The organism is Streptomyces sp. NPDC048416, assembly GCF_043200435.1.
Taxonomy (GTDB): domain Bacteria; phylum Actinomycetota; class Actinomycetes; order Streptomycetales; family Streptomycetaceae; genus Streptomyces.
In genome coordinates, this window is sequence record NZ_JBICXU010000010.1 from 103,820 (window position 1) to 124,152 (window position 20,333).

Below are 20,333 nucleotides of genomic sequence, written 5' to 3' on the forward strand. Positions count from 1 at the left end.
CCCTTCCGCCGTCGCCGATCCTGCCTGCTCAACCGAGCGTAGATGGACCGCACTTGGAGTTCATGCCCCTCTTGCATAAGCGATGCAGCACCGGCACCTGAGCTGGCCGGGCCCCTGCCCGACCCGGTTCCTTGGTGGGGCCGCACTCGCTTGGGAGGCAGCCCGTGGAACCGCAGCACCTCAGTTTCTCTGTACTCGGCACGGCGGTCGCCGTCGCGCACGCACGGCACCGGGTCGTAGCCGGGATATGCGGCTGGGACTTCCGGTCGGCGGCGGCGTCGTGGAGACCGTGGCGCTGGTGACCAGCGAGTTGCTGACCAACGCCGTGCAGCACGCCGGACAGGGCCCCATCTCGGTGGCTGCCCTGCTGAGGGACGACACCGTGCGCGTCGAAGTCAGCGATTCCAGCCCCGCCCTCCCCACGCCGGGCCTGCCGGACGAAGGCGACGAGCGTGGCCGTGGGCTGTTCATCGTGGCCGCCCTCGCCGTCCGGCACGCCGTCGAGACGACCGAGTCGGGCAAGCGGTGCTGGGCCGAGATCCCCGTACAGCACGAGCCAACTCCCCATTCGCCGCTGCACGTTCCGCTCCCGAGGAGATGACTGTGACAACGACCCAGATTCCGGCTGTGACGTCGGAGGTGATCGCGATCCGTCCCGGACCGCCGCTCGCCGGGACGGTGACCGTCGACGGCTCCAAGAACGCCGCGCTCCCCCTGCTCGCGGCGGCTGCCGCCCTGCGCCGGCCCGTCCAACTGGCCAACGTCCCCGCCAACGCGGACGTGCAGGCCATGCTCACGCTGCTCCAGTACGCCGGACACCACATCGTCCGCCCGGTTGGCGATCCGAACACAGTCCTGGTCCTTCCCAGCGACGGCACTCGCATCGCCCCGGAGCTTTTCGAAGCCGCCGCCCACATCCGCGCCTCGTACTACCTGGTGCCCGCTCTCCTCGCCGCGCACGGCCGGGCCTCGCTGCCCTGGCCGGGCGGCTGCCAGATCGGGGAGCGCGGCATGGAACAGCACTTCCGGGTCTACGAGACCTTCGGCGACCGCTACGCCATCGACGACCATGGCTACACGGTCGAGGCCCGGAACCCCCACAACGGCTCGGTGTCGGTGATGCTGCCCTTCCGCTCGCGCGGCGCCAGCATCGCGGCCATCCTCCGGGCCGTGATCGCCGGACGTCCACTGCGGCTGGGCCAGCCGAACCTCTCCCCCGAAGTCACCAGTGTCCTAGTGGCACTCCAGGCGGCGGGTTGGTCGGCCCAGGGCAACGAGCGCGTCATCGCCCTCGCACCACCGGTTTCCGCCTCGCAGGAGCCGGTGGCATGGACAGTCCCCGGCGACAAGGTAGAGGCTGGCACCCTGGCCTGTGCGCTCGCTGCCACCGGAGGCAATGGCCGCATCGAGGGCGTACGCAGCAAGGACGTCGCCCCGATGGTGGCGGCCCTGCGCTGGCTCGGCGTCCCCGTCGCCGCCCAGGAGGACGCACTCACCGTCCACGCGGCAGACGCCCAGCCCACCCATCACCCGCTACGGGCCATCGCCTCCCTGTCCCCCGGCGGTCTGGACGCCGACTTCGAACCCCGCTGATGGCACTGACATTGGGCCTACCGGGCACCCACCTCTTCGCCGACACCATCAACCCCGGCCGCCACGGCAACCTGCTCCCGCAGCTCACGAGGCTCGGGGCCGACATCCACGAGATCTCCCCCACTCAGTGCCGCCTCACGGGACCGCAGCGTCTGACGGGCGCGGGTGTGGAGGCCACCGACATCCGCACCGGCTCCGCTCTTCTCGTCGCCGGGCTCACCGCGCGCGGCGTCACCACCCTCGGCGGCCTCGAACAGCTCCGCCGCGGCCACGCCGACCTGCCCACCAAGCTCCGCGCGCTTGGCGCCGACATCTGCGAGGTCACCCCATGATCCGACAGCTCCAACGCATCATCGCCACCACCGACGTCCACTCCACCTTCGACGATATTCTGCCGATGCTCAGCCACCTGCACACCGCCCGAACGGACTCTCTCGTCGTAGACTGCGGCGACTTCTTCGAAGGCAGCGGCTACTACCGCCTCGCCGAAGGGCGCATCGAGCGCAGCCTCCTCACAACGCTGTACGCCGTGATCGCCCCCGGAAACCACGGCTGGGCCCACCACTTCGAACCCGACCTCCACCGCCTCACCGTGTGCGCCAACGCCGTGGATGACACGAGCGGAGATGCGCTGTTCCGACGCCTTCACCTGGCCGACATCGGCGGCCGGCGCGTGGCGGTGACCGGGGTGATCGCCCTCCAGGCGTTCAGCACCATTCCCCGCTCGCAGCGCGCCGGGCACCGCGTGACCGACCCGGTCCAGGCACTGCGAGAGCTGATGCTCGTCCACCAGCACGAGGTCGACGCCTGGGTCCTGCTCAGCCACTCCGGCTTCGACGAGGACCTCAAGCTAGCCGCCGCCTGCCCGTTCCTCGACGTGATCTTCGCCGGGCACTGCCACAGCAACCAGTACGGCCCCGTCCACGTCGGCGACACTCTCGTCCTGAAGGGCCGCGAACTCGCCGTCGGCTACGCCCAGGCAAAGCCGATCGGCCAGGGCTGGGGCACTCGTGCGGACCTCTTCCTGCCGACCTGGACGCCACTCCCTCCCGAACTCGCTGACGCGCAAGGGGAGATCGAGGAACTCAGCAACCAGCTGGCCGCGCCACTCGGCACGATCACGGAGACCTACCGTTACCGCCTCCCCGACCGTCGCGAACTCCTCGCCGAGGTCACCGCACGCCTGCACACCGGCCTCGGCGCGGAAGCCGTCGTCCTCAACGAGACCGCCCTGCGGCCCGTCCAGCTCGGCGACACCCTCACCATCGGCGACCTGCTGGCGACCGAGCCCTTCGACAACCAGCTCGTCCACGCCCACCTGCCCGACGATCAGCGCGATTTCGAGGGCCTGCTTGCGCGTCTGGCCGAGGAGGTCGGCCCGCTGGTGACCACGCCCGCCCCGCTGCCGACCGGTGCCCGCACCGTGCTGACCACGGACTACCTTGCCGAAACCTTCCTCGGTGGCCGCACCCAGCAGGCAGCCCTGCGCCTCGGCCAGTCCATCCAGCACGTACTGATCGAAGGAGTGCAGCCGTGATCCTCACTGGCCCCGAGATCACCACAGCCGCAGCCGACGGGCGCCTGCGCATCACCCCGTTCGACCAGAGCCAGGTCAACCCGAACAGCTACAACGTCCGCCTCGGGCCCACCCTCCTGACCTACACGACGCCGGTCATCGACGCCCACCACCCCAACCCCACCGCGGAGCTGAAGATCGGAGACGGCGGGTACGTCCTCCAGCCCGGCGAGCTCTACCTCGGCCACACCCTCGAAGAAGTCGGCTCCGACGTCTTCGTCCCGCTCCTGTTCGGCCGCTCCTCCGTCGGGCGCCTCGGCCTGTTCGTCGAGATCACCGCACCGATCGGCGACATCGGCTTCCACGGCCACTGGACGCTGATGCTCTCCCCGATCCGCCCGTTACGCATCTACGCAGGCATGAAGATCGGGCAGATCATGTTCTTCGTCGCGGTCGGGCCGATCGCCCTCTACGCGGGCAAGTACCAGGCCGCCACGGGACCGCAGCCCTCCTCCTACTGGCGCGACCTCACGCCGCTGGCGGCGGTGACCTCGTGATCCTTACTGGCCCGGCCATCGCCGCCGCACACACCGCCGGCGAGATCACCATCGAGCCCTACGAGCCCGAGCGCCTCTCCCCCAACGCCTACGACTGGCGTCTCGGCGAGACCCTGCGCGTCTGCGACGGCGACCTCGACGCCGCCACCCGCACCCTCTGCCCCGAAGCCCCCATCCCCGCAAACGGGTTCGAACTCGATCCTGGCGTCCTGTACCTCGGCGTCACCTACGAGAGGACGGGCTCTGAGGCGTACGCCCAGTTCCTCAACGGCAACCGCACCATCGGCGCCCTCGGCATCTGGGTCCACGTCTCGGCCCCGCTCGGCCACCAGGGCCACGCCATCCGCTGGACCCTGGAGATCCGGGCCGCCCGCCCCGTACGGATCTATCCGCTGATGACCTTCGGAAAGCTGGCCTTCCTCCAGACCTTCGGCGCCCGCGCCAGCTACCAGCAGCACGGCCTCAAATACCGAGCCAGCCAGGGCATCGAGACATCCCGCCTGTACGAGGAGCTTCCTGGGGGCCGGCCATGAACCCGACGGTCGCCACAGCGCTCGACCTCCCCTTCCCCAGCCCCGGCGGAAGCGTCGAACTCTTCCTCGACCTCTACACCGGCCCGCAACCGCGCATCCCCGCCAGGGCGTTCATGCTGGCCCCGATCGGGCCGCGCCCCCACACGCCCCACGGGTTGAACCTTCTGAGCATCGAGGGCAAGTGCCTGTCTGGCCCGGCCTTCCGCCGGTACGTCTCCGACCTGCGTCACGCGCTGGTGTCCGCGGTTGGCCCCGCGCAGGTCAGCGTCCTCCATCTGCACCATCTCGCCTTCGGGGCGACACCCGCACTCTTACGAGCCCTCCCCGAGCCGCCTCGAATCGCCTTCGTGCACGGCACAGACCTGCTGTTCGCCCAAACGCACCCCGACCAACTCGGCGTCCTGCAACAGTCCGCCCACGCCGCGGACCGGATCGTGGTGCCGACCAACGCCATGGCCGACCACCTGCTGAAACTCGCCCCCAGGACCGACCGCAGGAAGATCGAACAGATCCCGTGGGGCATCCCCGACCGCCTTATCGACAACCCGCCTTCACGAGCTGGACATCGCAGGACGAGCCACCTGAGACTGCTTTACGCCGGACGCCTGACCGAGGAAAAGGGCGTGGAAGCGCTGCTGCACGCGGTTCTCCTGGCGCCGGCGGTGGAGCTGAGCATCGCCGCCCCTCCTACGGAGTTCCACGCCCTGTCTCCGCTGATCCGGCGACCGGGCGTCCACGTCAATTACCTTGGCTGGTTCCGCCGTCCACAACTGTGGAAAACCTTCGCCGATCACGATGTGCTCGTCATGCCCTCCACCACCCTGGAGGCGATGGGCCTGGTCGCCCTCGAAGCCCAAGCCTGCGGCATGCCCGTCCTCTACCAGCCCGTTCCCGGACTGAACGAGACGCTCGGCGCGACGGGACTGGCCACGGACTTCACGAGCCCCGCCGCCGTCGCTCGGGACCTGAACCGGCTCCGCACGACGCCTGGCCTGCTGGCCGCCTTCCGAGCGGCGGGCCGGGCGAACGTCGCGCGCTACCCCCTGAGCAGCACCGCAGCCGCTCTGTCCGACCTGGGCAGGCAACTCAGCTGACCCGTCCGTGGCGCAGCCGGACCCGCCCCGGCCACGTCACTACCCTGACCGACGGGGAACTCACGGCACACGATCGGGAGACCATGACGCTCGACACCCACCGCATCGACCAGCTCTTGCACGACGGAGTCCGCGACAAGGTCTACCCCGGTGCCGTCTGGGCCATCGGGGACGCTACCGGCACGTCCGCGAGCGGAGCCATCGGCCTGCTGGACCCTAACCAGCCCGACAAGCCCATGCGGCTCGACACTGTCTTCGACGCTGCCAGTCTCACCAAGATTCTCGCGGTATGGGCCTCGATCGGAGCCTTGTGGGAGGACGGCAAACTCGATCTCGACGCTCCGCTCGGCGCCTTCTGGCCAGAGGTCAAAGGCCACCCGCTCGGAGTGGTGACCGCCCGCCACCTGCTGACCCACACCGCCGGTGTCCCTCTGCGCGCCCAACTCAAGAACCTCTACGGCACGGACCCACAAGACATCCGTGACGGCGTCCTGCACGAGGCTCTACACCGCCCACCCGGCGAGGCCGTCGAATACACCGACCGAGCCGCCCTCATTCTCGGCTACCTCGCCGAACACCTCGCTGGTCAGCGCCTCGACAAGCTCGCCTCGGAGCGGACCTGGCAGCCACTGGGCATGGACTCCACCCGCTTCGGGCCGCTGCCTGCCGAAATCGCCACGCGGTGCGCCCCGACCGAACTCGACCAGGACACCGGCACCCATCTCAAAGGCGTCGCCCACGACTTCTCCGCCCGACTCCTGGGCGGAGTGTGCGGTATTGCCGGCGTCTTCAGCGTCCTCGATGACCTCGCCGCGTTCCTGCGGTACATGCTCGATGCCAGCTCCGCACCCGGCAATGCAGGTTTGGGTCCCGCCTGGGCCACAGAATCGTTGACCATTCAAACCGGCGAGCTGGAACCCGTCCGCGGCCTGCTCTGGCACCCTGCCCCCGGTACCGGCCCCGGCGACGACGTCTGGGCCCATTACGGCTTCACGGGCACTGGCATGTGGATCTCACCTAGCCAGCAACGATGGGCAGTGTTGCTGACCAACAAGCTCTACTTCACCCGCGACCGCCGGCCCCTGACGGACGTCCGCAACTCCTTCCGCGGGCTGTCCTTCCCGTAAGTGGTTGTTGTCGTTCCGAACCTGGGGGCGGTGTTTTAGCTGGTCAGGCATAAGGGTGACCGTGTTGTGGGAGTGGTGGCCTGTCGTCGCATCGCTTCTGGGAGGTCATGGATGCCGCCGGTCGTGGGGTTGCTGGAACAACGTGAGCTTGCTGCCCGTCGTCGGGTGGACGAGCTGCGGGAAGAAGCCGACCGCGTGCAGGCCGAGTTGGCCGTGGCCGAGCGGGAGTGGAAGGAGTGGGCCATCGCCCGGTCCCGGGTGGGTGAGGTATTGGATCCGTCCGAAGAGCTCGTCGTTCCCGAGCAGACACAGGCAGCTCCGTTGGTGGCGGCCGCGAAGCCGAAGTCGCAGGTGCCGATCTGGCGCGAGGGTCTGGGCTGGTCGGTGCTGTCGGTGGATTACCAGCGCATCGGGCAGGTCCTCGCTGACCGGCGCCGCCTCCATCAAGGGCCGTTGACCTGCCAGGAGATGGCCGCCTTGTTCAGCCTGGATGCGGTGCCGGCGAAGGTGGAGGCACTGCGGTCGAAGGCGAAGCGCCTGGTGGCACGGAGCTGGCTGGCCGAGCGGCAACCGGGCCGGTTCACCCTCGCCGAGGGGGTTTCCGGGCCAGACGGCGGGTCATGAGCATCGTCATCGACCAGTAGATCATCGCCTCGGCGCTGGTGGTGGAGCGTTCGAAGTCGCGGACCAGGCGGCGCCTTCGCATCAGGTGGGCGAAGAACCGCTCGACGATCCACCGCTTGGGTAGGACCACGAAGCCCCGCAGGGCGTCCCGGCGTCTGACGATTACGAGGACGAAGCCGAGCGTGGCCAGGCAGTGCTCGATCAGGCTGCCGGTGTAGCCGCCGTCGGCCCAGACGAGTGCCAACTGGTGGTGCGCGTCGACGACGTGGGACAGGAGAACACGGGCGGCGGAACGGTCGCCGACCTCCGCGGCGGTGACCGTCACCGCGAGCAACAGGCCGAGGGTGTCGACCACGACGTGCCGCTTGCGTCCGTTGATGAGCTTGCCGCCGTCGAAGCCGCGGCTGTCCGCACCGACGACGGCGTCCGCCTTGACGGACTGCGAATCGATCACGCCGGCCGTGGGCTGTTCGTCCCGGCCCGCCCGCTGCCTCAGCCGGGCACGCAGGCGGTCGTGGAACTCCTTGACCACGCCGTGGTCGCGCCAGCGGCGGAAGAACGCATACACCCGGTCCCACGGCGGGAAGTCCACTGGCATCGCCCGCCACTTGATCCCGTTGTCGACCGGGTAGCGGACTGCGTCCAGTAGCGCCCGGTGGCAGTACGCCTCCGGCTGCCCGCCCCGGCCCCGTAACCAGCCGGGCACCGGCAGCAGTGGCCGAACCTGGGCCCACTCCGCGTCCGTCATGTCGGAGGGATACCGCCGAACACGCTCTGCATGATCGGCCGCGTTCCCGAACTGGTGAGCGACACAATCACACGACGGGGCAACCGAGTTGAACTCCACCGGCACGAACGCGTACACATACGACAACAGGGCCTCCCGGTACAGCTCTTGGCCTCGACAACCACTGAGCTACCGGGGCCCTGTCTCTATGTCCACGCCCCGCGGCGATCACCCGATCGACACTCCCGTCCGACTCACACCTCAAGACCGGAACGACAACAACCGCTTACCGGCTCGAGGTGCGGCCCACCGCCCCGCTACGTCCTACTTCTCCTCCGGCTCCCAGGCGCGGAGCAGGTCGAGCAGCCCTGCGTCTCCGTCGACGTGCAAGGAGGCGGCCTGGATCCGGTCGTACAGGTAGAGGACCAGCTCACCGGCCGTGCCGTGGACGGAGGCGCCGGCTGCGCCCACGTCCTCGGCGGTCGCGGCGGTGGGCGCGGGGATGCGAGTGATGCGCGCGCCGTCGCCGTCGACCGTGAGGCGCCAGGAGCGGCCCTCGGCAGTGTGGAAGTCGAAGGCCGTGGGCTTGTGCGGCCAGGCACTCGGGGTTGCGCAGACGGTGAACAGGAACTCCTCCACACCGTCGAGTGCCAGCTCGACCGGCAGCGGCTGCGGAGCTCCCTGGGCAAGCTGGGCGTCGTAGGTGTGCACCGCGGTCTCCTGGACCCGGTGTCGGGCGGTGCCGCCGGCGGTCTGCGGTGACTGCGACGCGGGCCACCACGTCCAGCAACCGCTCTCCGGCCCCGCCGCGCGCAGGGCGCCCAGCAGAAGCTGCGTCGACGCGTCCAGCCAGGCCAGCAGGGCCTCACGCTCCTGCGGCACTTCCAGCGCGGCGCGCGCAGCAACGGCCTCGGCCGGAGGACCGTCGGCAGGCCCCGCGCCGACGATGGCGGCCCAGAAACGGTCTCCCCCACCCAGGTGCTTCACCAGATCGGACAGCGTCCACCCGGGGCAGCTCGGCACCTGCACATCGAGGCGGGGAGCGGCGGCGACCACGGCGCGGAAAGCGGCCGACCGTTCATCGATCAGTCGCAACAGGTCAGGGAACTCAAGATTCTTTTCCACACCGGATGTCTATCATCATGATGCAACTACCGGACAGCGATTTTCATCGCCGACAAGACGCTGCTCCCGAGGCGGTTCGCGAACACACATGGGTGTGAGTTGTGTACGGGTCGGGCTGCCTTCCCGCAGGGCACCGCTCACTACTGCCCAGCGGTCTCCCACTCCTGATGCGCGGTGCGGACGCGGTACCACAGCTCCGCCCGAGCGGTGGTGTCGACGTCGGTCAGCTTCAGGTGGAACACGTCGGCCAGGACGTCGTACCAGTCGTCGGCCGAATCAATGATCCGCTGGTCTGTGCCTGCGGCGTCGATGCGGTGCAGCACACAGCCCCGCAGCATGTCCACGCCCTTGGCGTCGCGCAGCTGGGCCTGGAGGACCCGCACGAAGCCGGACTTGGGGGAGGCTGACAGGTGAGCGTGCTTCGCGGCGAAAGAGGACAGCTCCACGGGCTCCGGCGTGAAGACCATCGCCCTGAACGCGCCGCGGGGATCGTGCGTGAACCGCCAGCCGCCCGGCACCACGGCCGACGGAGTCATCCCGTAGGTGAACGGCCCCTGGGTATATCTGCCTTCACGCAGGGGCAACGGCTCGTACATGCCGCCGGCGAGCCCGGTATCGACCAGCCACCGCTCGCCGTCCAGCAGCACGGTGAGCGCGAGATGGTCACCACCGGGGCCCTCCGGGTCCTCGACCTCATCCTGTATCCCGGCCCGGTGCAGGGTCACGTCGTAGCCGAGCGCCGTCAGCAGTGCGGCGAAGGCCCCGTTGAGGTGGAAGCAGTAGCCGCCGCGCCCGCGCAGGATCCGGGCCACGGACTCCGCGGCACTGATGCCCGCCGGTCGGCCCAGTTGGTTGTCGAGGGTCTCGTAGGCGACCCGTTTCACCTGTGCCCGATGCAGTTCCCACAACGTATCGGCGGTCGGGGTGGCCGGCCGCTCCACCCCCAGCACAGCCAGATACCTATCGATACCGATCATGATCCCCCTCGTCGCCCCAACGGTTGATCAGAATCGGTCGACCGTTCATCGATCAGCCGCAACAGGTCAGGGAACTCGAGACTCTTTTCCACGCCGGATGTCTATCACCGTGCTCCGGGAGACGGACAGCGATTTTCCCTGTCGCCACCGATTGACCAGTGCGGACGTCCTCACCTGCCACCGCTCGGGTGACAAGCTGCGCACTGCTGCGAGGACGCTGGTAGCGGCGATATGCCAGGCGTCGTGCCTGTGGGTGCTCTGGCCCCGCCGTGCGGCCGGGCACCTCGGCGACGTGACGTCCACCCGGTGCGCGCGGTCATGCTGCCGCTCCGTGTGATGGACGCAGAGGTCACGACGGCGGGGGAGGACCGGTCGGGTCGGGAGTTCAGGTGACTCTCGTTCGACCAACACTCCTCAAGTTCGGAACAACAACAGCCACTAAGACGGCAGTCACGCAACCAGCGGGCACATCAGACCCGGCCATTCCCGTCGCCAACCTACGACGGAGACTTCTGCTGATGGATCTGGAAGGCCGCCAAGCGAAGCAGCTACGCGGGAGCGAGGTCGCGACGCCGGTTCCGTCGCGCTGGGCGGGCCGACACGGCTGGTGCCCACGACTCACGGCCCTCCGTCCCGGTGTGGGGACCCGTCGTCAGTGGGCGCCGACGAGGAGGGAGCGCAGGTCTGTGATCCGGTAGCCGCGGGCGCGAATCGATTTGATGAGCTGGGGCAGCGCCTGGGCGTCCAGAACGGTTCCGGTGCCCCGGGGCGTTCCGACGTGCATCTGGATGATCGCGCCGGGCACCACGGCGCGCAGTGCCCGGGCGATCACCTTCTGGGTGGTCATGCCGCCGGCGATCCCGAGGTAGCCGTTGGTGTCGTCGGCCCATTCGATGTCGGCGAAACCCAGCGCGTTGACCTCCGCGATCTCCTGGGGGGTGGTGTCGCCGTAAGGGAACCGGAAGAACGGCAGAGGCGGCGTCCCGATCGCCTTGCGCAGGGCGCGGTCCGCCTGTCGGACCTCCAACTCCCGTGCCTGCCGGTTCAGTTCATCCATGTGCGGATGGCTGTAGCTGTGGCTGGCGATGCCGTGTCCGGCCGTCACCATCGCCCGCGCCGCGTCCGGGTGGCGTTCGGCGAACTGGCCGGTCAGGAAGAACGTGGCCGGTACGTCGTAGCGGTCGAGCACCTTGAGAACCTCGTCCACGCCCTGTTCGTTCCACGCGGCGTTGAACGTCAGCGCGACGACGTGCCGCTGGGTGGGCATCCGGCGGATCGCGTGGCCGGCCAAGGCCGACGGCAGGGGCAGGATCCACGACAGGTCCGTCGGGGATGCGGTCGTCGGGGGAGCGGTCGTCGGGCGGGGGGTCGCGTCCGCCGGGACGGAAACGTATCCGGCGGAGGGGGTCCCCCCGGCAGTGAGGACGCCCGACACGGTGAGGACCGCCGCGACGAGGGTGGCGGTGATGAGTCTGCCGACGGCCCGAGACCGGCGGGCGCGGGCGGCTCGGCCGGGGGCGGACGCCGAGCGTCGCGGAGGGGTGGAGCAGCGGGGCCGGTTCACCCCGGACACCCTAGAAGCGTCGTCCCGACACAAGGGGCTGACGCGGCCGGGCACGCCGGTGGCTGACGCGACCGGGGCACACCGGTGGCTGACGCGGTTGCGGCCCGGCGCATGGGTGATGTTCAGCGCCGCTTCGGCACGTCTCTTTGGCGAAGTCGTCTTGAGGCCGGCCAGTCGGCGCCGAACGCCGGGCCGCCGAGCATCCGCGGGCCGCCTACCGGCAAGCTGCCGGCGTCACGCGGCCGAACGCGCGTTCCGCCACTCCCCTGGCCGCGCGAACGGCGAAGGCGAAGGCGACGGTCTTCCAGGGTCGGAGGCGACGAGTGCCGACGGAGCGGTCTCGCGACGCGTGTGAGATGGGGGGAACATGGAGTTCCGCGCGCCCCGCCGCCACTGTGGACATGCTCCGCGTTCGGTGGGGCACCCTCCCCAGCGGAGCGCGGTCACCGCTCGGGTCCGCCCGTGCGGCACGGCAAGGAGGGACGAATGTGTGGTCTGAGCGGTGAGATCCGCTTCGATGGCCGGCGGCCGGACGTGGCCGCGGTGGAGCGCATGACGGACCGTATGGCGGCCCGGGGGCCCGACGGGCGGGGCGTCTGGTCACAGGGCCGGGTGGCGCTGGGCCACCGGCGGCTGAAGATCATCGACCTGTCCGAGCGGGGCGCGCAGCCCATGGTGGACACCGAGGCGCGACTGACCGGCGTGTTCAACGGGTGCGTCTACAACTACCGGGAACTGCGGGAAGAGCTGCACACGCTCGGACACCGCTTCTTCTCCACCTCGGACACCGAGGTCGTGATGAAGGCGTACCAGCAGTGGGGCACGGACTGCGTCGACCACTTCATGGGCATGTTCGCGTTCGCCCTCGTGGAGAACGACACCGGCCGCGTGGTCCTCGGCCGTGACCGGCTCGGCATCAAACCGCTGTACCTGGCCCACGGACCGGGCCGGCTGCGGTTCGCCTCCACCCTGCCCGCCCTGCTCGCCGGTGGTGGCATCGACACGTCGCTGGACCCCGTCGCGCTGCACCAGTACCTGAGCTGGCACGCCACGGTTGCCGCGCCGCGCACCGTACTGAACGGGGTCCGCAAGCTGCCACCCGCCACCGTGCGCGTGATCGAGCCCGACGGGTCCTACCGCGACCGGTGTTACTGGCAGCCGTCCTACAGCCGCAGCGCCCGGTACGCGGACATGGACGCGGCCGACTGGCGTGACGCGGTGCTCGACGCCCTGCGGACGGCGGTACGTCGCCGCATGGTCGCCGACGTGCCGGTCGGCGTGCTGCTGTCGGGCGGCCTCGACTCGTCCCTGATCGTGGCGCTGCTGGCCGAAGAGGGCCAGAAGAGTCTGGCGACCTTCAGTGTGGGCTTCGAGTCGGAGGGCGGCGAGGAGGGTGACGAGTTCGCGTACTCAGACCTGGTCGCCCGGCGCTACGAGACCGACCACCATCAGCTGCTGGTGCCCTCGGACCGGGTCTCCACCGCCTTGGACGAGGCGGTGGCGGCCATGAGCGAACCGATGGTCAGCCATGACGTCGTCGCGTTCCATCTGCTGTCGGAGCAGGTCTCCAAGGAGCTGAGTGTCGTCCAGAGCGGCCAGGGGGCCGACGAGGTCTTCGCCGGTTACCGCTGGTATCCGGACCTGGCCGCCGTCGAGCGCGAGCAGGAACCGGAGACGTACGCGAAGGTGTACTTCGACCGGCCGCACTCCGACTTCGCGCGCATCCTCCAGCCGCACCTGCTCACCGGCCACGACGAGTCCGGCCGGTTCGTCCGCGAGCACATGGCCGCCCCGGGGGCGCAGACCGCGCTCGATGCCGCGCTCCGGCTCGACACGCATGTCATGCTCGTCGACGATCCGGTCAAGCGCGTGGACAACATGACCATGGACTGGGGCCTGGAGGCGCGTACTCCCTTCCTGGACCACGAACTGGTCGAGCTGGCCGCGGCCTGTCCGCCCGAGCTGAAGCTCGCGCACGGCGGCAAGGGTGTCCTGAAGGACGCGGGCCGCCAAGTGCTGCCCCGCGAGGTCGTCGACCGGCCCAAGGGGTACTTTCCGGTTCCGGCGATCCGGCACATGGCGGGGCCCGTCCTCGAAAGGGTGCGTACGGCACTGTCCGCCCCGCAGGCCCGAGCGCGAGGCGTCTTCCGCGACGAGTACATCGCCGAACTCCTCGCCGCCCCCGACGACCACCGCACGAATCGAGGGGCGAACGCCCTGTGGCAGGTAGCTTTGCTGGAGATATGGCTCCAGACACACGGGATCACCTGACCGTGGCCACGGCGGTGGCGCCCGTACCGGTGCCGCTGGCCGACGCGGCGGGACCGCGGGACACGTCCCAGCCGCTGGTCGCGCACGGTTGTTGGTATCCGTCCGTGGATCCGACGGGCGGGCAGGTGGCGTTCATCTGCGACCGGACGGGGGTCCCGCAGCTCTGGACCGGGCCGGTGGACGGCTCCGAGGCGCACCTGCTCGACGCGGACCCCGACCCGGTCACAGAAGTGGCCTGGTCCCCCGACGGGAGGTGGATCGCCTACACGGCCGCTCCCGGGGGCGGCGAACACACGCGGGTCCTGTGCGTACGTCCGGATGGCACCGGCCGCCGGATCGTGGCGGGCGCGGACGACGGCAGCTCGGCCTACCTGGGCTGCTGGGCGCGCGACGGCTCGGCCGTCGCGGTGACGGTGGCCGAGCCGCCGCCGTCGACCGGCCCCGCTCCTCGTCAGGGCGCGCGGCCCGTCCCGGACCCGGAGGTGGCGTTCGCGCGATGGCCCGCCGACTGGGCCGAACGGGACGGTCGCGCCACGCTGCTCAGCGGCGCGCACCGGGTCGGCGCCGACCCTGCCGGTACGGCGGGCCGACCGGACATGGCGTCGGATGGGCTCACTGCGCCGGGTGGCGGCCCCAAGGCGCCCCTCGACCGGCTCAGCGCGTATCTCGTCGACCCCGAAGGGCTCCGGGCCCCCGTACTCCTCGCCGCCGAATCCGGGGCGGCGACGCTGCGGGTGTGCGACCTGAGCGAGGACGGACGTTTCGCCCTGGTGCGGCGGGGGCCTCGTGGCCGACGGGAGGCCGTGGTGGTGCGCACCGCCGACCTCGACGCCCGTTCCACGCTTCGGGTGGCCGACGGCGATCCGTGGATCGGCAGGTTCTCGCCGGACGGACACACGCTGTGGTTGCGCAGCGACCACGAGCGCCAGTTCGCGGCCCTGTTGCTGGCCCGCCTCGACGACGACGGCGGGGGTCTCGGCGTGTCCGTGATGGCCGAGCGTGAAGGCTGTGACCTGGAACTCCTCGCCGTCACCCAGGACGGACGCGGCGCGGCTGTCGCGTGGAACGTACGCGGAGCGAGCGCGCTGCAAACACTGAGCCTTCCGGCGGGTGGCCCCTCAGCCCTCGACGCGATCGCCGCGCCGCCCCTGGACGTACCGCTGCCGCACGAAGTGGTCACCCGCATCGCCAGGGCCGGACCCGGTGGGCTGGCGCTTGCCGTCTCCGGTTCACAGCGCCGCCCGGGAGTGTGGTGGGTGCCCCACAGGTCACCGCCGGCGCGTACGCCCTGGTCGTCACGTGACGAGGACGCCGTACCACCGGGCAGGCCGCCCGTTCGGCCCGTCCCGCTGCGGCCGGTCGCCCGCGACGGGCTGCACCTGGGTGGCTGGTACTACAGCGCGCCGAGGCGCGGCGCCGGCGGGCCGGCGCCCTGCGTGATCCACCTGCACGGCGGCCCGGAGGAGCAGGAACGGCCCGTGTTCGACCCGCTGTACCACGAACTCCTCGGCCGGGGCCTGGATGTGTTCGCACCCGACGTCCGCGGTTCGTCCGGGTGGGGGCGGTCGTTCGTGGACGCCGACCTCGGCCGGGGACGGTTCGCGGCCATCGACGATGTCGCCGACTGTGCGGCACACGTGGTCCTGACCGGCCGCGCCGACCCGACGAGGCTGGCGGTGATGGGCCGTTCCTACGGCGGATACCTGACGCTGGCCTCCCTCGTGTGGCACCCGGAGCTGTTCCGTACGGGCGTCGCGGTGTGCGGGATGTCGGACCTCGGGACCTTCTTCGCGGGAACGGAACCGTGGATCGCGGAGTCGGCGGCACACAAGTACGGCCATCCGGTGCGGGACCGGGAGCTGCTGCGCTCCCTGTCCCCGATGAGCCGCATCGACGAACTGCGCGTACCTCTTCTCGCGGTGCACGGCGAGCACGACACCAACGTCCCGCCCGGCGAGTCGGCGCAGGTGGTGCGTGCCGCCCGGGAACGCGGACTCGCTGCCGAGCTGCTGACACTCCGCGACGAGGGCCATGAGTTCCGTCGCGCGGACAACCGGCGGCTGTTCCGCCGCACCGCGGCCGACTGGTTGGAACGTCACCTGGGCGGATGAGGCGACCGGGTCTTCCGCCGGCGAGGGCCCGCCGGAGGACCACCCCGGTTCGAGCCCTTCCTTCCCCATCCGGGTGGCTGCTCAGCACAGGGCGTGAAGCCCCCCGGCACGGCGTGTTCTCTCAGGAGGCCGTGCCCGGGGAACAGCCGGTCCGAGGGGGTATACGCATAAGCGGGGTTCCGCCGGACCGTCCATCCAGCCGAGGCGTTTCCGCCTCAGCACGCACCGCGCGCCCAGGGAGGTTTGCCTTGCGTCTTCGTCACAGTCGGCCCACCGACCCCGGTTACACCCGCCTGCGCCACGGGCGCGGCTTCCGCTACCTCGAGCCCCGGGGAGAGCCGCTGCGCGACCCGGCGGAGCTCGATCGCATCCGTGCGCTCGTCATCCCGCCCGCCTGGCGCGACGTGTGGATCTGCACCAGACCCACCGGCCACCTCCAGGCCGTCGGTACCGACGCCGCCGGACGCCGCCAGTACCTTTACCATCCCCAGTTCCGCGCCGAGCAGGAGCGGGCCAAACACGACCACGTCCTGGACGTCGCCGAGATCCTGCCCGCCGTACGGGAGGGCGTCGAGGGGCACCTGGGCGACCGCGGCCTGACGCGGCGGCGGGTCCTGGCCACCGCCGTGCGCCTGCTCGACCTGGGCTTCTTCCGCATCGGCAGCGACCGCTACATGGAGGCGAACAACAGCTACGGCCTCACCACGCTGCTGCGCGAGCATTCCCAAGTCCAAGGCGGCGCGTTCCTCTTCACGTACACCGGCAAGCACGGCAAAGAGATCGTCCAGACCGTCACCGACCCCGCCGCCTGCCGAAGCCTCACGGCGCTGACGCACCGCCGCGGCGGTGGAGACCGGCTCCTCGCCTACTGGGAGCGGCCGGCCTGGCATGACGTGACCAGCGCCGACGTCAACGCCTACCTCAAGGAACTCGCCGGCCTCGACATCACCGCCAAGGACTTCCGCACCTGGCACGCCACCGTCATGGCCGCTGTCGCGCTGGCCGTCTCGCAGCACGCCGCCCGCAGCGAAAGCGCCCGCAAACGCGCCATTGCCCGCGCCTGCCGCGAAGTCTCCGGCTACCTCGGCAACACCCCGGCCATCTGCCGTGCCTCCTACATCAACCCGCGCGTGATCGAACTGTACGAAGAGGGTGTCACCGTCGCCGCCGCCCTGCCGCGGCTCGGCGACGCATGCGCGGACGGCACCCCCGCCACCCAGGGGCCCATCGAGAGATCCGTACTCGACATGCTCCGGACCGGCCACCCGCCGCAGAGCGCCTGACCCCGGGCGGGGGGCCATCCCCGGGGCGCGAGAGGGGCGTCCCCGTGCGGGCACGTTGCCCCGAAGCGGTCATGCGCGAGCGGCCCCGTGCGCAGGGGTCCTCACCCGCTCGGCCCAGCCGGTCCGGCCCCCGCCGCGACAAGGAATGCGCCGTGCCTGCGGTCTCGCCCGTGGCGTCCATGGCTTCTCGGTCGGCGTCGTGGGGCAGGGCCGGCCCGTGCAGGGTCGGCCGATACGTCGCCCCTAGGGCGTGTATCGGAAGTGGATCTCGACAGTTCGGAGGGCACTGCCGCGACCTAGGTCGAAAGTCCCTCTGGTGCCGACGGGGTGCGCGGGAGAAGATCTGGCGCATGATCGACCCGCACCGGCTCCTGGCCTTCTGCACCATGTCCGTTCTCTTATCCGCTATCCCTGGTCCGAGCGTGCTGTTCGTCATCGGCCGGGCCTTGGCTCATGGCCGCCGGACGGCGCTGGCCTCGGTGTTGGGCAACGCACTCGGTGGATACGCGCTGGTCATCGCAGTCGCTCTAGGGATCGGCGCTTTGGTTGAGACCTCGGTCATCGTCTTCAACGCGATCAAGCTGGCCGGAGCCGTTTACCTCGTCCATCTCGGCGTGAAGGCTCTGCGAGCAAGCTGGAAGAACCGGGCAGAAGCGGCAAGTATCGCCTCGGCGCCGTCCAGTGGTCGGGGCTCGGTGCGGGCAGGTTTCATGGTCGGGGTGACGAATCCGAAGAGCGTCGTGTTCCTCACTGCGATGCTGCCTCAGTTCGTCGACCGAGAGGCTGGTCACGTCACCCTCCAGATGCTGAGTCTCGGCTTGGCAGGTGCTGTTTTGGCCCTGATCTCTGATGGATTGTGGGGACTGACGGCCTCTGCCGCACGGACCTGGTTCGGCCGCTCCCCCAGGCGGATGTCGCTGGTTGGTGGCGCCGGCGGGCTGGCCATGATCGGACTGGGCACAGCGGTGGCGGTTACCGGCCGCGCTGACTAGGAGCAGCCCCCTCACAGCCACTCATTAATGGCAGCTATGAGAACGGTCGCCTCGTAGCGCACTGCGAGTTTGTCGTAGCGAGTTGCCACAGCGCGGTGCCTTTTGAGGCGCTTAATGCCGCACTCGACCGCGTGGCGCTCACGGTAGTCGAGCGGGTCGAAACGCGGTGGTCGGCCGCCGCAAGGGCCGAGTTTTTGGCGGTTGCGGGCCTGGTCGGCCTTGGTCGGGATGGTGCATCGGATCCCGCGGCGGCGCAGGTAAGCGCGGTTTCTGCGGGAGGTGTACGCCTTGTCGGCCCTTACTCGATCGGGACGGACGCGTGGTCGGCCCGGTCCGATGCGGGGCACCCGGGCCTTCTCCAGCACGGCTTCGAACTGCGGTGAGTCGCCGCGCTGCCCGGCCGTGATCACGAGCGACATGGGTTTCTGACCTTGCTCGACGACCAAGTGCAGCTTGGTGGTGAACCCGCCGCGTGAGCGTCCCAGCCCGTGGTCTTCGGGCTCGATAAAGACACCGCCTGGTGGTTCCTTCTGCAGGTCACTCTGCCTCCGGGCCCCTGCTGCATGCTGATGGGCGCGGCACACCGTGGAGTCGACGCTCAGGTCCCACGTGATCGCCCCCTTCGACTCGGCCAGGGACTGGAGCTGTGTGAGGATCCGCTGCCACGTACCGTCCCGCTGCCATCGACGGAATAGGTCGTAGATCCGGCCCCACGGTCCGTATGTAGTGGGAACGTCCCGCCACGGCACACCCGTCCGGACACGGAACCGTATGCCGTCGATCAGCTGTCGACGAGGCCAGCACGGCGGCCGTCCAGCCTTTGCCCCCTTCGGCAACAACGGCTCCAGCGCCACCCACTGCTCGTCTGTGAGATCTCCCCGCCCCATACAGGGAGATCATTCACAGGCGAAGATCGACTTTCGATACACGCCCTAATACGTCCAGCGCATAGCGGCACCGATGCCCCGGCCGGAATTCGGTGTCCGCCGGATGTCGTCGGTCGGCCCGAGGCCGTCGTCGGCGCGGCCGGGTGGCCGCGGAAGGCAGGTCGCCGCAGTCGGTGACCGGCGCGATCGCTCCTCCTCTGCCGTGACGGCCGTCAGCTGTTCTCCGCTTCGCTCCCTTCGGCGGAATCGTCCTGCGTGTCGTCGCCTTCGGCCTGCGAAGGAGTGGTCCGCAGCACTTCGTGGCCACCCGAAGTCTCCGAGCCCGTGTCGGTGCCGGCGCCCTGGTCCCGCTCGTCCTGGTCCCGCTCGCCTTCCGCCTTCGACGGGGTCTGTTCACTCATCGTTGCCTCCCTGAGGTCCGTACGGCGTCCGTTCCCGATTCGCGAGCGTCCACGCGCCACACCGGAAGATCAGCCGATCATCCGGCCACGTTCTCTCCGCTTCACCGTGCCGCGCCATCCAGGTTGCTCCGAACGGCCCGCCGGATGAAGCGGGACGCCGGGCGAACCTGTCAGGGCACGAGTTCGGCGGGTGCTCCATTGGTCGCCGGTCCAGCGCGGTGGGAAGCTGCTCACAGGAGGAGGCGCCATGCCGGAACCGGAGAAGAACCCGGAGAGGAACAAGGCTCAGGGGGCTCTCCCCTATGTGCCTGCGCGCGGAGGCATCCCCGCGCTTCGCCGGGCAGCCGCCGACTGCCACGGCTGCCCGCTGTATGCCGACGCCACGCAGGTGGTCTTCGGCGCGGGCCCCGCCACGGCGCGCCTGATGCTGGTCGGGGAGCAGCCGGGCGACCAGGAGGACCGGGCCGGGGAACCGTTCGTGGGCCCGGCCGGACGGCTCCTGCGCAGGGCTCTCGACGAGGCCGGAATCGACGTGGAGCAGGCGTATCTGACCAACGCGGTCAAGCACTTCAAGTTCGCGCCCGTGGGCGAAGGCCGCAAGCGCCGGATCCACAAGGCACCGAACCTCAGGGAATTGACCGCCTGCCGCCCCTGGCTGGAGGCCGAGGTGGAGCGGGTCGACCCCGAGCTCGTCGTCGCGCTGGGGGCGACGGCGGGCAAGTCTTTGCTGGGCAATTCCTTCAAGGTGTCCGAGTCGCGCGGAGCGCTGCTCTCCCTCCCCTCGGGGGCCGAGCTGCCGATGTCGGCCGACGGCAAGGGCGAAGCCGACGGGAGCCGTCACCTGCTCGCCACCGCGCACCCTTCGGCGGTGCTGCGTGCGAAGGACAGGAGCGAGGCGTTCGATGGTCTGGTGGCCGACCTGAAGGTGGCGTCGCGCTTCCTCGGCTGAGG

Annotated in this window: 18 protein-coding genes and 1 pseudogene; 13 read left to right on the forward strand and 6 right to left on the reverse strand. The window is 70.0% G+C overall.

The genetic code is table 11. The features are described from left to right. The first annotated feature begins 247 nt into the window (after positions 1–247). The 8 genes and pseudogenes from ACGFW5_RS15605 to ACGFW5_RS15640 all read left to right on the forward strand — a co-directional run bounded on the left by ACGFW5_RS15605 (position 248) and on the right by ACGFW5_RS15640 (position 7,044). Positions 248–601, forward strand: coding sequence for an ATP-binding protein (locus ACGFW5_RS15605; protein ID WP_393834755.1), 354 nt, complete (start codon positions 248–250; stop codon positions 599–601). Further along, positions 598–1,925, forward strand: a pseudogene (locus ACGFW5_RS15610) (UDP-N-acetylglucosamine 1-carboxyvinyltransferase). Before ACGFW5_RS15605 ends, ACGFW5_RS15610 begins: the two are co-directional and overlap by 4 nt. Beyond that, positions 1,922–3,130, forward strand: coding sequence for a metallophosphoesterase (locus tag ACGFW5_RS15615; protein WP_393834756.1), 1,209 nt, complete (start codon positions 1,922–1,924; stop codon positions 3,128–3,130). Before ACGFW5_RS15610 ends, ACGFW5_RS15615 begins: the two are co-directional and overlap by 4 nt. Beyond that, positions 3,127–3,666 (forward strand): dCTP deaminase, encoded by a 540-nt coding sequence (gene dcd, locus ACGFW5_RS15620; RefSeq protein ID WP_393834757.1) that lies wholly within the window; start codon positions 3,127–3,129, stop codon positions 3,664–3,666. Before ACGFW5_RS15615 ends, dcd begins: the two co-directional genes overlap by 4 nt. Next, the gene (locus ACGFW5_RS15625) at positions 3,663–4,199 is read left to right on the forward strand and encodes a deoxycytidine triphosphate deaminase (protein ID WP_393834758.1); all 537 of its coding nucleotides are present in this window, start codon (positions 3,663–3,665) and stop codon (positions 4,197–4,199) included. The genes dcd and ACGFW5_RS15625 overlap by 4 nt, the downstream gene beginning before the upstream one ends. After that, the gene (locus ACGFW5_RS15630; protein WP_393834759.1) at positions 4,196–5,293 is read left to right on the forward strand and encodes a glycosyltransferase family 4 protein; all 1,098 of its coding nucleotides are present in this window, start codon (positions 4,196–4,198) and stop codon (positions 5,291–5,293) included. Before ACGFW5_RS15625 ends, ACGFW5_RS15630 begins: the two co-directional genes overlap by 4 nt. Positions 5,294–5,376: 83 nt before the next feature. Continuing rightward, complete coding sequence (locus tag ACGFW5_RS15635) at positions 5,377–6,420, forward strand: serine hydrolase domain-containing protein (RefSeq protein ID WP_393834760.1); 1,044 nt, start codon at positions 5,377–5,379, stop codon at positions 6,418–6,420. 111 nt (positions 6,421–6,531) lie between these two features. Beyond that, on the forward strand, positions 6,532–7,044 hold the full coding sequence (locus ACGFW5_RS15640; RefSeq protein WP_393834761.1) for a hypothetical protein: 513 nt from the start codon (positions 6,532–6,534) through the stop codon (positions 7,042–7,044). On the opposite strand, the gene ACGFW5_RS15645 is transcribed toward ACGFW5_RS15640, so the two are convergent. The 4 genes from ACGFW5_RS15645 to ACGFW5_RS15660 form a co-directional block, all read right to left on the reverse strand. After that, a complete protein-coding gene (locus ACGFW5_RS15645; protein WP_393834762.1) occupies positions 7,001–7,792 on the reverse strand; it encodes an IS5 family transposase in 792 nt (263 codons plus the stop codon). The two genes, ACGFW5_RS15640 and ACGFW5_RS15645, sit on opposite strands and share 44 nt — an antisense overlap. Positions 7,793–8,095: 303 nt before the next feature. Then, positions 8,096–8,896 carry a maleylpyruvate isomerase family mycothiol-dependent enzyme gene (locus tag ACGFW5_RS15650; RefSeq protein ID WP_393834763.1) on the reverse strand — a complete coding sequence of 267 codons (801 nt, stop codon included), beginning with the start codon at positions 8,894–8,896 and terminating at the stop codon, positions 8,096–8,098. Positions 8,897–9,036: 140 nt separating this feature from the next. Then, positions 9,037–9,873: an arylamine N-acetyltransferase gene (locus ACGFW5_RS15655; RefSeq protein ID WP_393834764.1), complete on the reverse strand. Its 837-nt coding sequence runs from the start codon at positions 9,871–9,873 to the stop codon at positions 9,037–9,039. Between the two features lie 652 nt (positions 9,874–10,525). Next, a complete protein-coding gene (locus ACGFW5_RS15660; protein ID WP_393834765.1) occupies positions 10,526–11,437 on the reverse strand; it encodes a polysaccharide deacetylase family protein in 912 nt (303 codons plus the stop codon). Between the two features lie 486 nt (positions 11,438–11,923). Between ACGFW5_RS15660 and ACGFW5_RS15665 the strand changes: the two genes are divergently transcribed. The 4 genes from ACGFW5_RS15665 to ACGFW5_RS15680 all read left to right on the forward strand — a co-directional run bounded on the left by ACGFW5_RS15665 (position 11,924) and on the right by ACGFW5_RS15680 (position 18,094). Further along, positions 11,924–13,708 (forward strand): N-acetylglutaminylglutamine amidotransferase, encoded by a 1,785-nt coding sequence (locus ACGFW5_RS15665; RefSeq protein WP_393834766.1) that lies wholly within the window; start codon positions 11,924–11,926, stop codon positions 13,706–13,708. Next, positions 13,681–15,819, forward strand: coding sequence for a S9 family peptidase (locus ACGFW5_RS15670; protein ID WP_393834767.1), 2,139 nt, complete (start codon positions 13,681–13,683; stop codon positions 15,817–15,819). Before ACGFW5_RS15665 ends, ACGFW5_RS15670 begins: the two co-directional genes overlap by 28 nt. 248 nt (positions 15,820–16,067) lie before the next feature. After that, positions 16,068–17,102 (forward strand): DNA topoisomerase IB, encoded by a 1,035-nt coding sequence (locus tag ACGFW5_RS15675; RefSeq protein ID WP_393834768.1) that lies wholly within the window; start codon positions 16,068–16,070, stop codon positions 17,100–17,102. A 350-nt stretch (positions 17,103–17,452) separates the two neighbouring features. Continuing rightward, positions 17,453–18,094: a LysE family translocator gene (locus ACGFW5_RS15680; RefSeq protein WP_393834769.1), complete on the forward strand. Its 642-nt coding sequence runs from the start codon at positions 17,453–17,455 to the stop codon at positions 18,092–18,094. Between the two features lie 11 nt (positions 18,095–18,105). Here the strand turns inward: ACGFW5_RS15680 and ACGFW5_RS15685 are convergent, their stop codons facing one another. Continuing rightward, positions 18,106–18,981 (reverse strand): IS5 family transposase, encoded by an 876-nt coding sequence (locus ACGFW5_RS15685; RefSeq protein WP_393834770.1) that lies wholly within the window; start codon positions 18,979–18,981, stop codon positions 18,106–18,108. Between the two features lie 212 nt (positions 18,982–19,193). Further along, positions 19,194–19,382 (reverse strand): hypothetical protein, encoded by a 189-nt coding sequence (locus ACGFW5_RS15690; RefSeq protein WP_393834771.1) that lies wholly within the window; start codon positions 19,380–19,382, stop codon positions 19,194–19,196. Positions 19,383–19,629: 247 nt separating this feature from the next. On the opposite strand from ACGFW5_RS15690, the gene ACGFW5_RS15695 reads away from it, so the two are divergent. After that, positions 19,630–20,331, forward strand: a complete 702-nt coding sequence (locus ACGFW5_RS15695) for a UdgX family uracil-DNA binding protein (RefSeq protein WP_393834772.1) — start codon at positions 19,630–19,632, stop codon at positions 20,329–20,331. The last annotated feature ends 2 nt before the right edge of the window (positions 20,332–20,333 follow it).

Excerpts from the sequence above, each read along its gene's own strand:
- ACGFW5_RS15655 (WP_393834764.1), bottom strand. The coding sequence starts at position 9,873 with ATGATCGGTATCGATAGGTATCTGGCTGTGCTGGGGGTGGAGCGGCCG.
- ACGFW5_RS15640 (WP_393834761.1), top strand. The coding sequence starts at position 6,532 with ATGCCGCCGGTCGTGGGGTTGCTGGAACAACGTGAGCTTGCTGCCCGT.
- ACGFW5_RS15615 (WP_393834756.1), top strand. The coding sequence starts at position 1,922 with ATGATCCGACAGCTCCAACGCATCATCGCCACCACCGACGTCCACTCC.
- ACGFW5_RS15690 (WP_393834771.1), bottom strand. The coding sequence starts at position 19,382 with ATGAGTGAACAGACCCCGTCGAAGGCGGAAGGCGAGCGGGACCAGGAC.
- ACGFW5_RS15635 (WP_393834760.1), top strand. The coding sequence starts at position 5,377 with ATGACGCTCGACACCCACCGCATCGACCAGCTCTTGCACGACGGAGTC.
- ACGFW5_RS15605 (WP_393834755.1), top strand. The coding sequence starts at position 248 with ATGCGGCTGGGACTTCCGGTCGGCGGCGGCGTCGTGGAGACCGTGGCG.
- ACGFW5_RS15685 (WP_393834770.1), bottom strand. The coding sequence starts at position 18,981 with ATGGGGCGGGGAGATCTCACAGACGAGCAGTGGGTGGCGCTGGAGCCG.
- ACGFW5_RS15680 (WP_393834769.1), top strand. The coding sequence starts at position 17,453 with ATGATCGACCCGCACCGGCTCCTGGCCTTCTGCACCATGTCCGTTCTC.
- ACGFW5_RS15670 (WP_393834767.1), top strand. The coding sequence starts at position 13,681 with ATGGCTCCAGACACACGGGATCACCTGACCGTGGCCACGGCGGTGGCG.
- ACGFW5_RS15665 (WP_393834766.1), top strand. The coding sequence starts at position 11,924 with ATGTGTGGTCTGAGCGGTGAGATCCGCTTCGATGGCCGGCGGCCGGAC.
- ACGFW5_RS15630 (WP_393834759.1), top strand. The coding sequence starts at position 4,196 with ATGAACCCGACGGTCGCCACAGCGCTCGACCTCCCCTTCCCCAGCCCC.
- ACGFW5_RS15645 (WP_393834762.1), bottom strand. The coding sequence starts at position 7,792 with ATGACGGACGCGGAGTGGGCCCAGGTTCGGCCACTGCTGCCGGTGCCC.
- ACGFW5_RS15695 (WP_393834772.1), top strand. The coding sequence starts at position 19,630 with ATGCCGGAACCGGAGAAGAACCCGGAGAGGAACAAGGCTCAGGGGGCT.